Below are 17,103 nucleotides of genomic sequence, written 5' to 3'. Positions count from 1 at the left end.
AGCAAACGATCGGCATGAAGCCGACAAGCAACCTGCGAAGGGGGCGCAAACAAGGGCCGTCGGGGGCGACGGCGGCATCAATGACGCATGGGACGAAATCCTCCGGATGGGCAAAACTGGAACGTCTGACATTGCAGATTCGCTTCGAGTTCCCTACGAATTCCATACGCGATGCACACGCGCGGAACGCCAACGCCGATAAAACACGATTGCGCGGGCTCCCCGTCACATGCATCGGCGATAATCGAATGCGCCTCTTTCTCCATGACGGCGTCGCGCTCACGCGCCGACGGCTCGATCGTAACGCTCCATCCCCCCGGATCGTGACCGGCGACGCACGCCGCCAGGGCATCAAGCAACGCTCGTACTAAACGCTGAACCATCATGAAATCGCATCTGCACGCCATTGCCATGGCACTGCTGGCCGCCGCGCTGTTCGGCGTAGCCACGCCGCTCGCCAAAGCGCTGCTCGGCACGCTGCCGCCCTTCATGGTCGCGGGACTTTTCTATCTGGGCAGCGGCGCCGGGCTCGCGTTCGTCATGCTCGTGCGGCGGCTCGCCCGGCGCGCGGACGAGCCGCCCGCACACGCCCCGCTGCGTCTGGCCGAAGCGCCCTGGCTCGCGGGCGCCATCCTCGCGGGCGGCGTGGCCGGCCCGGCGCTGCTGATGCTCGGGCTGGTCTCGACACCCGCCGCCACCAGTTCGCTGCTGCTCAATCTCGAAGGCGTGCTCACGGCGCTCATCGCGTGGGTTTGCTTTCGCGAGAACTTCGACGCGCAGATCGCGCTGGGCATGGTGGCCATCGTCGCGGGCGGCGTGCTGCTCTCGTGGAACGGGCCGCACGCGGGGCTCGCGCCGGGTGCGCTATTCGTGGCCGGAGCCTGCCTGTGCTGGGCCATCGACAATAACCTCACGCGCAAGGTCTCCGCCAACGACGCCATGACCATCGCCTGCCTCAAGGGCCTGGCGGCCGGCCCCGTGAATCTGGCCGTCGCGTTCTGGCTGGGCGCGCACTGGCCCGACGCCGCGAGCCTCGCCGGCACGCTGGCCGTGGGCTTCGCGGGCTACGGCGTAAGCCTCGTGCTGTTCGTGATCGCCCTGCGCAATCTGGGCACGGCGCGCACAGGTGCGTATTTTTCAGTGGCGCCGCTGTTCGGCGTCGCGCTTTCGCTGCTGCTCTGGCCGCAGCGTCCAGCGCTAACGTTCTGGGCCGCCCTCGCGCTCATGGCCCTGGGCGTCTGGCTGCACGTGCGCGAGCGCCACGAGCACACGCACACGCATGAGGCGCTCGACCATACGCACCGGCACCGCAACGACGCGCACCATCAGCACGAGCACGACTTCGACTGGGACGGCACCGAGCCGCACACGCATGCGCATCGCCATGTGCCGCTCGCGCACACGCATGCGCATTACCCGGATGTGCATCATCGGCATTCGCATTGACGGCACTGACGACGCCCGGAACGGCACAGCAATTTTCCCCAAGCGCGTGAACGAGCGGATGAGCACAATCGCCTGACGATCAACGCCTGAGGCATGGACGAAGGAGACAATGCGATGGTTTCTCTCTACCGTGAAGTTCCCCTCGAAACCGATGCGGCCCGTGCATGGGAAACGCTGCGCGATTCGCGCAACCTCGCGCGGGTGTTTGCGGGCGTGCTAACCGACGTGCGGGTGGAAGGCGACCTGCGCACCGTGACGTTTGCTAACGGCAGCGTGATCGAGGAACGAATCGTGGCCGTGGATGACGCGCACATGCGCGTGGCCTATGCCGTGCGCGGGCCGAACTTCGAGCAGCACGCTGCATCGATGCAAATCGTGGCCGAATCAGGCAGACGCTGCCGCCTCGTGTGGATCAGCGATTTCCTGCCCGACGACCGGCGCGCCGTGGTCGAGCCGCTGATGGACGCGGGCTGCGCCGCAGCCGCACGGAATTTGGCGCGATAAACGCCGCGCCCAAATAAAAACGCGAGCGCCATAGCGCTCGCGTTCCGTTATGTCTTGCGTCAGTGCTGGGCGCTCGCGGTAGCCGAGACGTCTTCTTCGGAGGCCTCGAAGCCCCAGTCGCCGTAATCGAGCCAGTCGTCGCCAAGCAATTCGATGGGGTGCTGGGTGCGCGACGAACCGTTTCCGCAACTGAGCGAACTGGCGGGGCAATAACGGTCGCAGCCCCAGCAGATGCGTTCAGGATGCTTCGGATGCAGCGGGATTTTCTTGGCCATGGTGGTGCGTAAGACGGCAAATTGGCAACGAAATTAATTCTAGGACACGCGTCCGAACGATCCAGAGACGCATTGCCGCATTGCCTCCCTATGCGCCCGCCCTGCAAGACACCTGAATCATCGCGCGCAAATAAAGTCCCGTTTCGTTTTCCCAATTTGCTGATGCCGCGGCGGATTGACAGTTAGTTGCACTTTATGGTGCACGCCGCGCACGCATCGCCATCAATTCGACAACTCGTCCAGCGACACGCCATTGGTGCGCGGGCCGAAAGCGCCTATCGAAACCATCACCACGAGCATGCAAATCGTGATGCCCGCGAACACGCCTTGCACGCCGAAGTCGCGCAGCAGCGCGGCGACAATGAAGCCCGACATCATGGCGCCCACGCGGCTCGCTGAATACACCACGCCGTTCGCGCGGCAGCGCACCGAGGTGGGAAAGAGCTCCGCCTGGTAAGCGTGGTAGCAGACCGAGATCATCTGCCCGGCGAGGCTGACCAGGATGCCGAGCACGATCAGCGCAGCGGTGCTGCGCGCCTGCGCAAAGCCCAGCCCGAAAACCACCACAGCCAGCGCCGAACCGACAATGAGCCATTTGCGCTCGATGCGGTCGGCCACCGGCATGGCGAGCAGCGGGCCGCACGGCAACGCGGTGGCGATCACGAAGGCATAGAGCAGGCTCTTCGTGACGGTCACGCCCTGCCCGATCAGGAGCGTCGGCACCCAGTTAGCGAACCCGTAGTAGCCGACGGCCTGGCACAGATTGAACGCGATCAGCATGACGAGCCGCGCACGGTACGGCGGCCGCCAGAGTTCGGCGAGCGACGCGCGCCGATGCGTGGGCAGCGCGGGCATGGCGGCGCTCGCCGGCAAGTCGCGTCCGCTCTCGCGCAGCGCAGCGCGCTCGAGCCTGGCGATGATCCGCTCGGCCTCCTCCGTGCGCCCGTGGCTGGCGAGCCAGCGCGGGCTTTCCGGCACCGCGCGGCGCACGAACCACACCAGCACGGCGCCCAGCGCGCCGGCCAGCACGACCCAGCGCCAGCCGTCGATGCCGAATGGCGCGCTGGGCACGAGCCACCACGAGAGCAAGGCCGAGGCCGGCGCAGCCGCGAACATGACCGCCTGGTTGAACGCCATGGCGCGCCCGCGCATCTGCTGAGGCACCATCTCCGTGACGTAACTGTCGATCGTGACAATCTCGATGCCCACGCCAATTCCCGTTATGAAGCGCCACAGAATCAGCCCCTCGGACGAATGCTGCATTGCCATCACCACCGAGCCGAGCGAATACCACAGCAGCGAGAATGTGAATACGCTTCGGCGTCCGAATTTATCGGGCAGCCAGCCGAAAAACAACGTGCCCACGAATAACCCGCCAAAGGTCGCGGCGACGAATGCGCCAATGCCATTGAAACCAAAGAAGCTCGCCGTGGTGGTGTGCAGCAGTCCGCTCTTCGCCAAACCCGGTGCGATGTAGCCCGTGAAAATGAGGTCGTAGACCTCGAAGAAACCGCCCAGCGAGATGAGCAGGACGAGCTTCCATATCTGCCTCGTGACGGGCAGCCGGTCGAGGCGCGCTGACAAGGCCTGTGCTGCCGTGTTTCCGGCAGCCAGTCCGTGAGCGGCCGCGTCAAGAGCCACGCTGGATGCCTCGTCCGTGGTGAGGGTGCGTTGCATGTCTGTCTCCATGTCTGCCTTGCGTGCGGCATCGCTCGGGCGATTGCCGCCGCAGGAATTTCGTTATGCAGGCTTGCGCGAGCCGCTGCGGCCCGCAAGATGTCACGGCGAGCCGGCGCGCTATGGCTTCGCTGCAATGCTGCCCAGCCGCGCGAGCACTTCCTCCGTGTGCTCGCCCACCTTCGCGAGCGGCTGGCGCACGCCTGGGCGGCGGCCATCCATCAGGAGCGGAAGGAGCACGACCTCGGTGTTCTCGCCGTCGTCGGTCTGCATCGGCGCGAGTCCGCCGCTTTCCCGCAGATGCGGGTCATCGAACAGCTGGTCGGGGCGCACGATCGGCGCATAGGGAATGCCGGCCGCTTCGAGGCGTGGCGTCAATTCGTTCGCGCGCACGCTCTTGAGCACTTCGCCGAGCCGTGCGAGCAATTCGGGCCGCACAGCCACGCGCGAAGCATTGGTGGCGTATTGCGGTTCATCGGCAAGATCCGGACAGCCCATGACCTCGCACAGCGTCACGAACTGCCTGTCGCTCACCGCGCCGATGAACAGCTGCTCGCCTTCGGCAAGCGTGAACACGTCGTACACGCTCCACGCCGAGACGCGCGACGGCATGGGCGGCGGCGCTTCGTGCGTCATCGCATATTGCTGCATGTGCTGGGCGCTCAGAAACACGCAGTTTTCGAAGAGCGCGCTCTGCACTTCCTGGCCGCGCCCGGTGGCATCGCGCTCGCGCAGCGCCGCCAGCACGCCAATCGCGCCGAACATCCCGCCCATGATGTCGTTGACCGAGGTGCCCGCGCGCAGCGGCCTGCCCGCCGGCCCCGTCATGTACGACAGCCCGCCCATCATCTGCACGACTTCGTCGAGCGCGAGGCGGTTCTCATAGGGGCCCGGAAGAAAGCCCTTGTGCGATACGTAGATGAGGCGCGCAAAGCGCTGCGAAAGCGTGGCGTAGTCGAGCCCGAGCTTGTGCATCAGGCCGGGCCGGAAGTTCTCGAGCATCACATCGCTCTGCCCGATCAACTCGATGGCGGCGGCGCGGCCCTCCTCCGTGTTGATGTCAAGCACGACGCTTTTCTTGTTGCGGTTGAACGACCGGAAAAAGCCGATACCGAGCCCAGGCAGATTGCGTGTCTTGTCGCCGCCTGGCGGTTCGATCTTGATCACCTCCGCGCCGAGATCGGCGAGGATCATGCCGCACGTGGGCCCCATGACCATGTGCGTGAATTCGATGACGCGCACGCCATCGAGCGGAAGCCGCTTTGCTGTGTTCACAATAACCTCAGGATGACGAATTAGTCTACGCAGGCCGCGCGAAAGATCTTCGGCAAGCCTGCTCGCCAAAGTGCGCCGTGCATCGTCTCGTGTTCGAGCCACTGCGCCACTTGTGCGCGCAATGCGAGCAGCGCCTCGATGTCGATGCCGGTCTGGATACCCATCGCGCCCAGCATGAACGCGAGATCCTCGCTCGCCGCATTGCCGCTCGCGCCCGGTGCGTGCGGGCAGCCGCCGATGCCCGCCAGCGAAGCGTCGAAGCGCGTGACACCGGTTTCCAGCGCGGCCACCACGTTGGCGAGCGCGAGGCCGCGCGTGTCGTGAAAGTGCGCACACCAGAGCCGCTCGCCCGCGATGGCGCGCGCGGCGCCGAACAGATCGCGCACGGCGGCAGGGTTCGCGTAACCGACCGTATCGGCGAGGCTCACGCGGTCGGCGCCTGCATCGAGCAACGCCTGCACGTAGTAGAGCACGTTCTGCGCTTGCACCTGCCCCTGCAACGTGCAGCCGAACGCCGTGCCGATGCCGCCTTCGATCAGCGTCTTCGCGCCGGCCGCGTCGCGCGCGGCGCGCATGCGCGCGACTTCGGCCACGACTTCGGCGGGCGTTCTGCGCAGGTTCGCGAGGCTGTGCGCCTCGCTCGCGGAGAGCGGCACGAGCATGAGATCGGCGCCCGCTTCGATCGCGCGTTCGGCGCCCTTGAGATTGGGCACCAGCACCGAGACGGACAGTCCCGGCAGCCGCCGCGCGAAGTCGACGAGTTCGGCCGTATCGGCCAGTTGCGGCAGCAAGCGCGCGGGCACGAACGAGCCCACCTCGATCTCTCGCAAGCCGGCCGCGTGCGCCGCACGCAACCATGCACATTTGCGCTCCGTGGGCAGCACGCTCGGGATGCTTTGCAGGCCGTCGCGCAAGCCGACTTCACGAATAACGGCGCGCTCGGGGAATGAGGGCATGAAGTGTCTCCATCAGCATTCGGGGGCGTTTTCCGGTTCATCCCCAGCTATATGGGGAACCGGCGTTGTGCTAACTTTAGTCATTCCTTGAGATACATAAAGCGGTATTTTGGAACCGTTGACATTCCGATCTGGAAACACTGTGGAGAGAGGCGGAGCAGCGCATGCACGACATCGACCTCAAGACCTTGCGATTGCTGGTGGCCGTGTGCGAGCACGGCAACATGGGCCGCGCGGCACGCGACGAGCACATCGAGCCCTCGGCGATCAGCAAGCGTATCGCGCAACTGGAAGCCAGCCTCGGGGTGCCGCTTCTCACGCGCTCGCGGCGCGGCGTGCAGCCCACGCCGGCGGGCGTCGCGCTCCTCGAGCACGCGCGCAGCGTGATCTTCACGCTAGAACGCGCGCTCGGCGACATCGCGGCGTTCGGCAGCGGCTTGCGCGGCAGCGTGAGCGTGTGCGCGTCAGCCTCGGCGATAGCGGAGGCGCTGCTCGACGACCTCGCCTCGTTCATGCGCATGCCGGCGCACCAGAACATTCGCGTGAACGTGGACGAGCGCACTTCCAGCGAACTGGTGCAGCGCGTGCGCGACGGCATGGCCGCAGTGGGCGTCTGCTGGGACAACGTCGAGCTAGCCGGCCTCGCGTCGCGGCCGTGGCGCGAAGACCGGCTCGCGCTCGCGGTGCATCCCGACCATCCGCTCGCGCGCCGCAAGTCCGTCGCGTTCGCCGATACGCTCGACTACGAACACGTGGGCCTGCCGCCCTCCACGGCGGTGCATACGCTACTGCAGCGCTCGGCGGCGCGCAGCGGGCGCACCATCGACTATCGCGCGACGGTGTCGAATTTCGACGCGGCGTTCCGGGTGGTGGCGGCGAATCTGGGCATTAGCGTCGTGCCGCAAGAGGTCGGCCAGACGTACACGCGCATCATGAACGTGCGCATGATCGCGCTCTCCGACGCCTGGGCGCGCCGGCGCTTTATCGTCTGCTTTCGCGAATTCGATGCCTTGCAGCCCGCCGCGCAGCGCATGGTCGAGCATCTCGTCAAGCGGGCGGGATCCGGTCAGAAGGCGCCGGAACGAAAAGCGCGCGATTCGTGAATGCAGCGCGTGGTTTACACTTCCGGCATTAACGACCCCACGACAGTCTTTCAATGAGGCATCTCCCGCCCCTGAACGCGCTGCAAATCTTCGAAACGGTCGCCCGCTACGGCAGCTTCACGCGCGCGGCGGAACACCTGTGCGTCACGCAAGGCGCGGTGAGCCGGCAGATTCTCGCGCTCGAGGAATACTACCGGCTGCCGCTGTTCCGCCGTTCGCCCAAGGGGCTCGTGCTCACGCCCGAGGGCGAGCAGCTGCTGCCTGCCGTGCGCGACGGCTTTACCCGCATCGAAGAAGCCTCGATGCGCCTCACGCGCCAGCGCACCGAACTGGCGTTGAAAGTCCCCACCTGCGTGATGCGCTGGATGCTGCCGCGCATCATGCGTTTCCAGGCCGAGCATCCCGATCTTCAGGTGCAGATCACGACGACCTGGCAACACGAAGCAGATTTCCAGGCCGAGCCGTTCGACGCCGCCATTGTCTATGCGCAGGCGCCCGGCGCGGGTGTTCACGCCGTTGCACTCTTCGACGAATACCTCACGCCCGTGTGCGCGCCCGAACTGCTGGAGAAGCACCGCTTCGCGCATGCCGATGACCTCGTGCATCAAACCCTGCTGCACCCGACGCGCGACCACCGCGACTGGAAGCTATGGCTCGCGCACGCGGGCGCGCGGCACGTGAATGCGCACGTGGGCCCCACGTTCGAGTCGCTCGATCTCGCCAGCAGCGCCGCGATGCAAGGGTTCGGCGTGGCCATTGGCGACCGTACGCTCGCAAGCGAGGATCTCGCCGCGAACCGGCTCGTGATGCCCTTCGAGCTGACCGTGGCGACGGGCTGGCGCTACTACTTCGTCTATCCCGAGTGCGTCGCCCGGCAACAGAAGGTGCAACGCTTCAGCGAGTGGATAGCGCACGATCGGGAACACCCGGGCGCAGGTTAATCCGCGCTCGAAACGAGGGAGCCGGATCGACGCGGCCCCTCGCCGAGGCGCGAGGCATTACTGCCCCTTCTTCTGCTGCAAGTACTGGCGCACGTCGCTCATGGAAACGCGGCCCGTGTGCGCCGCATCGATCTGATCGAAGTGCTGCGCGATATAGCCGAGACCATTGCTTTGCGCCTGCTCCTTCGTGATCGAAGCGCCGTTGCTCAGCACCGAATTCGCGCCGAGCCTCGCTTCAATGCGCTTTTGCGCCTCGTTCTGCAACTGCGTTCCGGTGGATGGCGTCACGGGCATCGGGCGGTTGGCGGGGAAAAACGGACCGTCCACGCCATGTCCGCCCTGCGGGAGCTTGACGGGCGCCACGGCCTGGGTGGTTCCGTTCGTGGTCGCCTGCGTAGTTGCCCCGCTAGTGGCCTGGGCAGCCGCCTGCGTGCTTCCCGCCACGACAGCGAGGACGACTAGCGGCGCGAGGCGCCGCAATTTATCGAATTCAGACATGATCGCTCGCATTCATTAGGTGTACATGAGGTCAATGCCGGTTACCGCGTGGCCGCGGCCTGTGCAGTGACCGTCGTGGGCGTGCCCGCCGGGCTCTCGTCGGACCACGGCGCCGGCAGCGTCCAGAGCGAAAGCGCCTGCGCAATCGGCTGCCCGGCGTAGTAGTTCACGAGATCGGCCTTCATCTTCGTCCGTGCCACATCGTCCAGATAGATCATGTGTCCGCCCTGGAAGAAGTTGACCTGCAGATCCGGAGCCAGCCCCTTCACCGTTTGCAACCGCGCAAGCTGCTTCTCCGTGTTGAAGAACGGCGTGGCAAGATCGTGATACCCATTCTCGGCCAGCACCTTCAACTGCGGATTCAGCTGAATGGCCGCCAGCAAATCCGGCAGTGTGTCCGGCAACGGCTGGCCGTCGTGCGAGAAGTCCCAGACGTTGATGATGTTGTCGTTCAGCGGCATGTAGGTCGCGTTCGGCGCCCGGTAGCCGAGGTAGCCCGGCAACTGCGTCGAGAGCGCCATCGTGAACGGCAGCGAGATCAGAATATCCGAGGGGTCCCCATCGTTCTGCAGGCGCGGGTCCGAATTGGGCAACGATACGCGTCCGTCGTAACGCCCAATGGTCGTCCCCGGAAGCAACTCGACATTGAAGGGATTCGCATTGAAGTAGCCCTGAAGCGCCTGCAAAGTCAGGCCCGATGGCCAGCGCCACGAGTCGAGCGTGCGCGCGGGCGGAAACACGGGTGTGCCGAGCGCATCGGGAATGCCAAGCTGGCTCAGCACCCACGATTGCGCGTACCGCCCGAAATGGTTGTACTGCCCGGTCGCGAAGACTTCCGACTGATACGCAAACAGCCCCTGATCGATCAGCGGCGGCGATACCTGATTGAAGTACGCGGCCACCTCGGCATAGCCGGGGTAATAGCCCGCGAGTGTATCGGTGTCGAGCGCCAGTCCCTCCGTGGAAGCCGTGATGGCGGTGGCCTCGATCGCATCGGCGAAGTAATTGAGGATCGAAGACTGGAGCACGATGCCGGTGAGCTTCACGCCAGCCGTTTCGAGCGCGAGTGCCAGCATGTCCGTGCGTGGCGTGCCGTACGATTCGCCATAGAGGTAAATAGGCGAGCCGCTACGATTGTTCGCCGCGAGATAGCGCATGATGAAATCGCGCATCACATTGACGTCTGCATCGCTGCCCCAGAAGTCCTGGTTCTTGTACGGCTGAATCGCTTCCGAAAGCCCCGTTCCCGGGGGATCGATAAAGACCATGTCGGTGGTGTCGATCAGGCTATCCGCATTGTCCACGAGCGGGAAATTCGGCCAGTTCGTCATCAGCGGATCGGGCGTGGCGACGCGAGTGGGCGCGAACGAACCCAGGCGCAGCCAGATCGATGACGAACCGGGGCCGCCGTTGTAGATGAACGTGACGGGCCGGGGCGCGCCATTCGCGGCCGGTGCGGTGTAGGCGACGTACGACATCGTCGCCTCAGGCGTGCCGTCTGGATTCGAGGCCGTCAAATGCCCCGTTGTCGTCGTATAGTTGATCGTCGTTTTACCCGCCGTCCACTGATAATGCATGATGGCCGCTTTCTCCGCGACTGTCTTTAGCGGCAGTGCATCGGCGGCATTGGGCGAGTATGCAATCGGGTCGACATAGCGCTGATTGCCGTTTTGCGCCTGCGTGCTGCTGTTTGGCGTCTGTTGATTCGCAGCCACCGCGTTCATCGCGCTCGCGCCGGAAACGCCGGTGCTGCTGTCGCCGCCACCGCATCCCGCGAGCATCAGCACGCCGGCGATCAGCGCGCCGGGCGAGGCCAGCCGCCCCAAACTGCGCCGGCGGCCATGGTTGAAGCTACTTTCTGGGTTCATTTTTGTGCCTGTGAATGGTGAAGTACCGCTACACAAAGGCCGCCTTTCGCCGCAGAGACGCATAGGAAAACGCACCGCACATGCCGGGATCGTCGACGCACAGCGGCTGACAATTAGCTTTCTTGATTCTGACTCTGTTAATCCGCCTGTTCGGAATGGCATTTATTTCGGATTACAAACTAAATAATGCTTAAAAACTCCGGAAATTTATACCGCACGCCTCAAACAGATGCCTGTGAAATATTTAGTAATTAATCTTGGCACAGGAAAAATAGGAGGTATTGCAGCGCGTTGTCAAGGCGGAGTTTCAAGCCTATGCGCCGTGGATCGGCAGTTGAAATAATTCCCGAATATCGGCGGATAAACCGCCGATATTCAGTTATAAATACCGGCCGATATGCGGTTGTATCTGGAAATTGTCGCGGCAAATTCGGCGCGCGCGCCGCGTGACGAAGCGGCGCGCGGCATTTCCTGCGCGTTCAGTGGCTGATATCTTCGAGCGAGAGGCCGCGCGTATTCGGCCCGAGCAGAATCATCACGATACCCACGAACATCGCTATGCCAATAAAGATCGCCACACCCGGCACGCCGTAGTGGTGCAGCAAGATGCCGATAGCGAGTCCCGCGAACGCCGCCGCAATCCGGCTCCACGAATACACGAAGCCCACCGCGCGAGCGCGCACGCGCGTGGGATAGAGCTCGGCCTGATAGCCGTGGTAGGCATAGGACATCACGTTCGATGCAAGCGTGAAGAGCACGCCCAGCACGATCAGCACCGAAGGCTGGGAGGCCTGCGAGAACAGCGCGATCACGACCGCCATGACGAACAGGCCGCCGACGATCTGCGTCTTGCGCTCGATCTTGTCGGCAAACCACACGCCAATCAACGGCCCGAACGGATTGGCGATGGCGATCACGAACGCATAGGCGAGGCTCTGCGTCACGTGAATGCCGCGGTCGATCAGCAGCGTCGGCACCCACGCCGCGAACCCGTAGAAGCCGATCACCTGCGCCATGTTGAAGATCGACAGAATCACGGTGCGACGCAAATAAGGCGGACGCAGCACTTCGCCCAGCGAGCCGCGGCCGCCCTTTTCGACTTGAATGGCGCCGGGCGGCGGCAGTTCGATCGACTTCTCGGCGGCCACGCGGCGCTCGATGTCGGCGACGATCCGCTCCGCTTCATCCACGTGCCCATGGCGCGCGAGCCAGCGCGGGCTTTCGGGAATCTTGCGGCGCAGGAACCACACCACCACCGCGCCCACCGAGCCGATGAGAATCACGACGCGCCAGTAGTCGAGCCCGAGCGGCTGCGTGTCCTTGAGGATGTAGGCGAGAAACGCCACCACCGGCACCACGCTGAAGGTGATGAACTGATTGACCGCGTAGGCCCGCCCGCGCTCTGCGCTTGGGATCAGTTCGGAGATGTACGTGTCGATCGTGACCAGTTCGATGCCGATGCCGATGCCGGCGATGAAGCGCCAGATATTGAGCCCGAGGCCGGTGGTCTGGAACGCCATGATGGCCGTGCACGCGATGTACCAGATCAGCGACCACGTAAAGATGATGCGGCGCCCGAACCGGTCGGCGACCTGGCCAAACACGAGCGCGCCCACCCACAGCCCCGCGAATGTCGAGAACACGAAAGTGCCGAAGCCGGCGACCTTGAGCGGCCCGAGCGCAGAAAAGAAGCCGAGTGATTCGGGCGTGAACAGGCCCGAATGCACCATGCCCGGCGCGACATAACCGGTGAAGAACAAATCATAAAACTCGAACACCCCGCCGAGCGAAAGCAGGACCACCATCGACCAGACCGTGCGCGACGGCGGCAGCCGGTCGAATCGGGCGGCGATTTCCGCGGATTTTTCTATCGACATCGGAATACCTCAACCATTTTTTGTAAGCACAAAGAAAGCAAAAGCCGGTGACTTGCGTGCACAACCATGGTTCACGCATTCTCCCCGGCACAGATCCTTGCGGCCTCTTCATTCTCGTGCCACGGCGCGCGCTCGCGTGAATACGCGGCACAGCATGAAGCTTATTGGCACCGGAGCATCGAGACACCTGGTTGAAACCCAAATTCGAACAGGCGTTTTTTAATTTTTTTCTAATTCACGCCTCACCGAGCAGTTGGCGCGACAGCCCGGATGCATCGAATTCCCTGACCCTGGCCGCGCCCGCCGCGCATTCGCGTTTTTCGAGCCGCTCGGCCAGCAGCCAGCAAAAGGTATCGAGCTCCGCGCTGCCTTGCGCTGCGACGAACTCTTGCATGACCTCACGCACGGCGGCGTCCAGCGTTTCGGCCGACAGCATGCTGGCGATATGCGACGCACCGCGCGCGAGTTCGAGCAACCAGACCGACTCGTAGTGACACCCGCCACCATGCGGCGGCTTTTTCGGATTTTTTTTCATTTTTCCCCGTCCTGCGCAGATCTCGCTGATCTCGCGAATGCCGGCAACTTTGCAGGTGGCGGCGCGCGGGCGCAACGAATGCGAGAGACCAACGGCAAAACCTGTCCATACGTCTCAAATACTTGTTGCGGCGTCTCACGCCAACCCTGCGCGATCCGCGCGATGTGTTCAACGCAGCAAGGTCATCCAGTAGCGCCAGTCGTCCACCGACGCGCCTTGCGCATGCGTGATGCCACCACCACCGCTGAGCGCCAGCATGCGCACCGCGCGTGGAGACAGCCCGATCGAGCGGCGAAATGCCCGCGCAAAATTCGCGGCGTTCGAGAACCCATGCTCCGCAGCAATATCGGCAATCGACACGCCGCTGCGCGCCGGATCGACGAGCAACTCGCGACAGCGGCGCAAGCGCCGCTCGCGCACGTACGTCGCGAAACCACCCTCCTTTTCGAACAGCCGATACAGCGTGGCGCGCGACATGCCGAACGCGAACGCCACCTGCTCCGCGCTCAATTGCCGGTCGCTCAAGTGCTGCTCCAGGTAGCGGCAGATCGAGACGAACACGCTTTGCTGAACCGCCGGAATGTGTTCCGGATTCACGCTCGCATTGATTGCGCACGCCGCGAGTTGCAAGGTCGCGGGCAGGACGGCATGGGCATCCGCCTGCGTCATTTGCGGCGCATGACGATAGAGTTCGCCCAGATGCTCGCGCAGCAGCGCGACCGTGGGCTGCGTGCCGCGCAACACGCGCATGCCGTGCTGATCGGGCGCATTGAGCAACGGAGCGAGCATGCGGCGCGGCACCGCCAGATTGAGGAATTCGCTGCGCGTGGTCTCGGTCGCGAGCGGCTGGGCCGCATCGACGATGAACATGTCGCCGGGCCGCGTGCACAACTCCGACCCGCCGTCGCGCACGCGGCAGCTACCGCCCAGATAAAACTGCAGGACGTACTGCTCGTGGCCGTCGCGCCCGATCTTCGCGTTCGAACGGTCGTAGCGCTGTGCACCGGTGCTGATCGATCCCAGTACCACGTCCGAAAACAGATACGCGTTCACGCGGCTCTGGAACCCTGCATCGCGCGCCTCGGTGGCCTGCGTGTCGAACACCACATTGATCGCCTCTCGCCACGCGGCGAATTGCTGGGAGCGAGGCAAACCGCTGGTATCGAATTGCGAATGTAGCAGCGCGTTCGGCGCCTGGTTCATGAGTCACCTCATGGATCGCCTCGGGTGGAGAAGCGATTTCTGGATTGACCGGGACCCTCCGCCTGGGACTGCCCGTCCGGGACTGCCCGCCTGGCACGAATTGTTCCACTCGACTACCGGGATATCGGCCACATAAAGCCGATACTTTAGATTTCGCCCATGCCGTTGATGACCTCGGCGAGGGCGAAATTCTTCTATAAGACTGGCCGGCTCACCCACTATTTTTGTAAGGGTATTCGCCATATTGACAAATATATTATTTAGTTATTCAAAAACACACGAGCCGCTCCGGGATAACCTTCTTCACCCGCCAAAGCCTTGCGCCACGGGCCTCCTGCGCGACAACGCTTTCAGCACGGGGCCGTGCTCGATGGCCAGATGCGCCTGCTTGAGCGCCAAATTATGTGGCGCAACGCATTTCCATAATATGAAATTGATGGACAGTAAGCCCCCAGGCGCTCCCGAATTGAGGCAAAATTCACGTGTTTCGCCGACTGCGTGCAGCCGGTGGTCTTATCACCCCGTTTTCGGACCCCGCCAAGAAAACCGATGAGCACCCAACCCACCATCATCTACACCCTGACCGACGAAGCCCCGCTGCTTGCCACCAGCGCGTTTTTGCCGATCATCCGTACCTTCACTGCGCCGGCCGGCGTCAATGTCGAAACTAGCGACATTTCCGTTGCGGGCCGCATCCTCGGCGAATTCCCCGAGTTCCTGACCGAAGCGCAGCGCGCGCCGGACAATCTGGCCGAACTGGGCCGCCTCACCCAGCTCCCGGACACCAACATCATCAAGCTGCCCAACATCAGCGCGTCGGTTCCTCAGCTCGTTGCCGCGATCAAGGAACTGCAGGGCAAGGGCTTCAAGGTCCCCGACTATCCGGAAGACCCCAAGACCGACGAAGAGAAAGCGATTCAGAAGCGCTACTCGAAGTGCCTCGGCTCCGCCGTGAACCCGGTGCTGCGCGAAGGCAATTCGGACCGCCGCGCGCCGCTGGCCGTGAAGAACTACGCCAAGAAGCACCCGCACAGCATGGGCGAGTGGAGCATGGCTTCGCGCACGCACGTGGCGCACATGAAGCACGGCGACTTCTACCACGGCGAAAAGTCGATCACGAACGACAAGGACCGTGAAGTCCGCATGGAGCTCGTCACGAAGTCGGGCGAGACCATCGTGCTGAAGCCGAAGGTCAAGCTGCAGGCCGGCGAGATCGTCGACAGCATGTTCATGAGCAAGAAGGCGCTGCTCGCGTTCTACGAAGAGCAGATGGAAGACGCGCGCAAGACCGGCGTCATGCTCTCGCTGCACGTGAAGGCCACCATGATGAAGGTCTCGCACCCCATCGTGTTCGGCCACGCCGTGAAGGTGTTCTACAAGGACGCATTCGAGAAGCACGCGAAGCTCTTCGAAGAGCTCGGCATCAACGTGAACAACGGTATGGTCGATCTCTACACGAAGATCGAAGCGCTGCCGGAATCGAAGCGCGAAGAAGTGATCCGCGACCTGCACGCTTGCCACGAGCATCGTCCGTCGCTCGCGATGGTCGATTCGGCCAAGGGCATCTCGAACCTGCACGCGCCGAACGACGTGATCGTCGACGCCTCGATGCCCGCGATGATCCGCGCCGGCGGCAAGATGTGGGGCGCCGACGGCCGCCCCGCGGATACGAAGTGCCTGATTCCGGAAAGCACGTTCGCGCGCATCTACCAGGAAATCATCAACTTCTGCAAGACCAACGGCGCATTCGATCCGCGCACGATGGGCACGGTGCCCAACGTCGGCCTGATGGCGCAGAAGGCTGAAGAGTACGGCTCGCACGACAAGACCTACGAGATCCCGCAAGACGGCACGGCGCGCATCGTCGACAACGCCACGGGCGAAGTGCTCGAAGCGCTCACGCAGCAAGTCGAGCAAGGCGACATCTGGCGCATGTGTCTCGTGAAGGACGCGCCGATCCGCGACTGGGTCAAGCTCGCCGTCACGCGCGCGCGCAACTCGGGCATGCCGGCCGTATTCTGGCTCGACCCGTACCGTCCGCACGAAAACGAGCTGATCAAGAAGGTCGAGACGTACCTGAAGGATTACGACACGAACGGCCTCGACATCCAGATCATGTCGCAAGTCCGCGCGATGCGTTACACGCTCGAGCGCGTGATCCGCGGCCTGGACACGATCTCGGTCACGGGCAACATCCTGCGCGACTACCTGACCGACCTGTTCCCGATCATGGAGCTCGGCACCAGCGCGAAGATGCTCTCGATCGTTCCGCTGATGGCCGGCGGCGGCATGTACGAAACCGGCGCCGGCGGTTCGGCGCCGAAGCACGTGCAGCAGTTGGTGCAGGAAGATCACCTGCGCTGGGATTCGCTCGGCGAATTCCTCGCGCTGGCCGTCTCGCTCGAAGACCTCGGTATCAAGACGAACAATGCCAAGGCCAAGCTGCTGGCGAAGACGCTCGACGCTGCTACCGGCAAGCTGCTCGACAACAACAAGGGTCCCTCGCCGAAGACCGGCGAACTCGACAATCGCGGCAGCCAGTTCTACCTCGCGATGTTCTGGGCGCAAGAGCTGGCCGCGCAGAAGGACGACGCGGAACTCGCAGCGCACTTCGCACCGCTCGCAAAGGCTCTGGCCGAGAACGAAAAGACCATCGTGAGCGAACTCGCCGCGGTGCAGGGCAAGCCGGTCGACATCGGCGGCTACTACAAGCCCGATTTCGCGAAGCTCGCCGAAGTCATGCGCCCGAGCAAGACGTTCAACGCCGCCCTCGAAGCCGTGGCGAAGTAAGTCCCGCTCGAAGCCGGGAGGCCCTGCCGGGCCTCGCCCGGCACGAGGCGCCCTTGCCTCATTCATGTAAATCGCCCTTGCAGCGTGTGTCGCTGCAAGGGCGATTTTTTTTGGCGGCGGCCGTCTGGAACTCAATCCGGTTTTTTCAAGGACCA

General features: G+C 63.7%; 15 protein-coding genes. 6 read left to right on the top strand and 9 right to left on the bottom strand.

Features of this window, described 5'->3' with window-relative positions; all coding sequences use genetic code 11:
• Positions 1–14 precede the first annotated feature (14 nt).
• From PWP93_RS29780 to PWP93_RS29770, 3 genes are all read left to right on the top strand, one after another.
• Positions 15–371: a hypothetical protein gene (locus PWP93_RS29780; protein WP_421047231.1), complete on the top strand. Its 357-nt coding sequence runs from the start codon at positions 15–17 to the stop codon at positions 369–371.
• Positions 372–384: 13 nt separating this feature from the next.
• Positions 385–1,446 (top strand): DMT family transporter, encoded by a 1,062-nt coding sequence (locus PWP93_RS29775; protein ID WP_421047230.1) that lies wholly within the window; start codon positions 385–387, stop codon positions 1,444–1,446.
• 114 nt (positions 1,447–1,560) lie between these two features.
• Positions 1,561–1,950 (top strand): SRPBCC family protein, encoded by a 390-nt coding sequence (locus PWP93_RS29770; protein WP_421047229.1) that lies wholly within the window; start codon positions 1,561–1,563, stop codon positions 1,948–1,950.
• 59 nt (positions 1,951–2,009) lie between these two features.
• Here the strand turns inward: PWP93_RS29770 and PWP93_RS29765 are convergent, their stop codons facing one another.
• The 4 genes from PWP93_RS29765 to PWP93_RS29750 form a co-directional block, all read right to left on the bottom strand.
• Positions 2,010–2,225 (bottom strand): DUF3079 domain-containing protein, encoded by a 216-nt coding sequence (locus tag PWP93_RS29765; RefSeq protein ID WP_421028486.1) that lies wholly within the window; start codon positions 2,223–2,225, stop codon positions 2,010–2,012.
• A gap of 222 nt (positions 2,226–2,447) precedes the next feature.
• On the bottom strand, positions 2,448–3,902 hold the full coding sequence (locus PWP93_RS29760) for an MFS transporter (protein ID WP_421047228.1): 1,455 nt from the start codon (positions 3,900–3,902) through the stop codon (positions 2,448–2,450).
• Positions 3,903–4,022: 120 nt separating this feature from the next.
• A complete protein-coding gene (locus tag PWP93_RS29755) occupies positions 4,023–5,177 on the bottom strand; it encodes a CaiB/BaiF CoA transferase family protein (protein ID WP_421047227.1) in 1,155 nt (384 codons plus the stop codon).
• Between the two features lie 20 nt (positions 5,178–5,197).
• A complete protein-coding gene (locus PWP93_RS29750) occupies positions 5,198–6,133 on the bottom strand; it encodes a hydroxymethylglutaryl-CoA lyase (protein ID WP_421047226.1) in 936 nt (311 codons plus the stop codon).
• Between the two features lie 164 nt (positions 6,134–6,297).
• On the opposite strand from PWP93_RS29750, the gene PWP93_RS29745 reads away from it, so the two are divergent.
• The gene (locus PWP93_RS29745) at positions 6,298–7,236 is read left to right on the top strand and encodes a LysR family transcriptional regulator (RefSeq protein WP_421047225.1); all 939 of its coding nucleotides are present in this window, start codon (positions 6,298–6,300) and stop codon (positions 7,234–7,236) included.
• 53 nt (positions 7,237–7,289) lie between these two features.
• Positions 7,290–8,177, top strand: coding sequence for a LysR substrate-binding domain-containing protein (locus PWP93_RS29740; RefSeq protein WP_421047224.1), 888 nt, complete (start codon positions 7,290–7,292; stop codon positions 8,175–8,177).
• Between the two features lie 57 nt (positions 8,178–8,234).
• Here PWP93_RS29740 and PWP93_RS29735 read toward each other — a convergent pair whose 3' ends face one another.
• The 5 genes from PWP93_RS29735 to PWP93_RS29715 form a co-directional block, all read right to left on the bottom strand.
• Positions 8,235–8,675 carry a 2-oxoglutarate dehydrogenase gene (locus tag PWP93_RS29735; protein ID WP_421028480.1) on the bottom strand — a complete coding sequence of 147 codons (441 nt, stop codon included), beginning with the start codon at positions 8,673–8,675 and terminating at the stop codon, positions 8,235–8,237.
• A gap of 41 nt (positions 8,676–8,716) precedes the next feature.
• Positions 8,717–10,543, bottom strand: coding sequence for a S10 family serine carboxypeptidase-like protein (locus PWP93_RS29730; RefSeq protein WP_421047223.1), 1,827 nt, complete (start codon positions 10,541–10,543; stop codon positions 8,717–8,719).
• Positions 10,544–11,022: 479 nt separating this feature from the next.
• Positions 11,023–12,420: an MFS transporter gene (locus PWP93_RS29725; protein ID WP_421047222.1), complete on the bottom strand. Its 1,398-nt coding sequence runs from the start codon at positions 12,418–12,420 to the stop codon at positions 11,023–11,025.
• 235 nt (positions 12,421–12,655) lie between these two features.
• Positions 12,656–13,030, bottom strand: a complete 375-nt coding sequence (locus PWP93_RS29720; protein WP_421047221.1) for a hypothetical protein — start codon at positions 13,028–13,030, stop codon at positions 12,656–12,658.
• 93 nt (positions 13,031–13,123) lie between these two features.
• Entirely contained in the window at positions 13,124–14,158 is a 1,035-nt protein-coding gene (locus PWP93_RS29715) for a helix-turn-helix domain-containing protein (protein ID WP_421047220.1), read from the bottom strand.
• A gap of 549 nt (positions 14,159–14,707) precedes the next feature.
• Here PWP93_RS29715 and PWP93_RS29710 point away from each other — a divergent pair.
• The gene (locus PWP93_RS29710; RefSeq protein ID WP_421028475.1) at positions 14,708–16,948 is read left to right on the top strand and encodes an NADP-dependent isocitrate dehydrogenase; all 2,241 of its coding nucleotides are present in this window, start codon (positions 14,708–14,710) and stop codon (positions 16,946–16,948) included.
• Positions 16,949–17,103 lie beyond the last annotated feature (155 nt).

The sequence above is a fragment of the Paraburkholderia sp. A1RI-2L genome (assembly GCF_048957375.1).
In the GTDB taxonomy this organism is placed as follows: Bacteria; Pseudomonadota; Gammaproteobacteria; order Burkholderiales; family Burkholderiaceae; genus Paraburkholderia.
The sequence above is the reverse complement of the archived record's forward strand: the minus strand, read 5'-3'. Positions and strand labels throughout refer to the sequence as shown.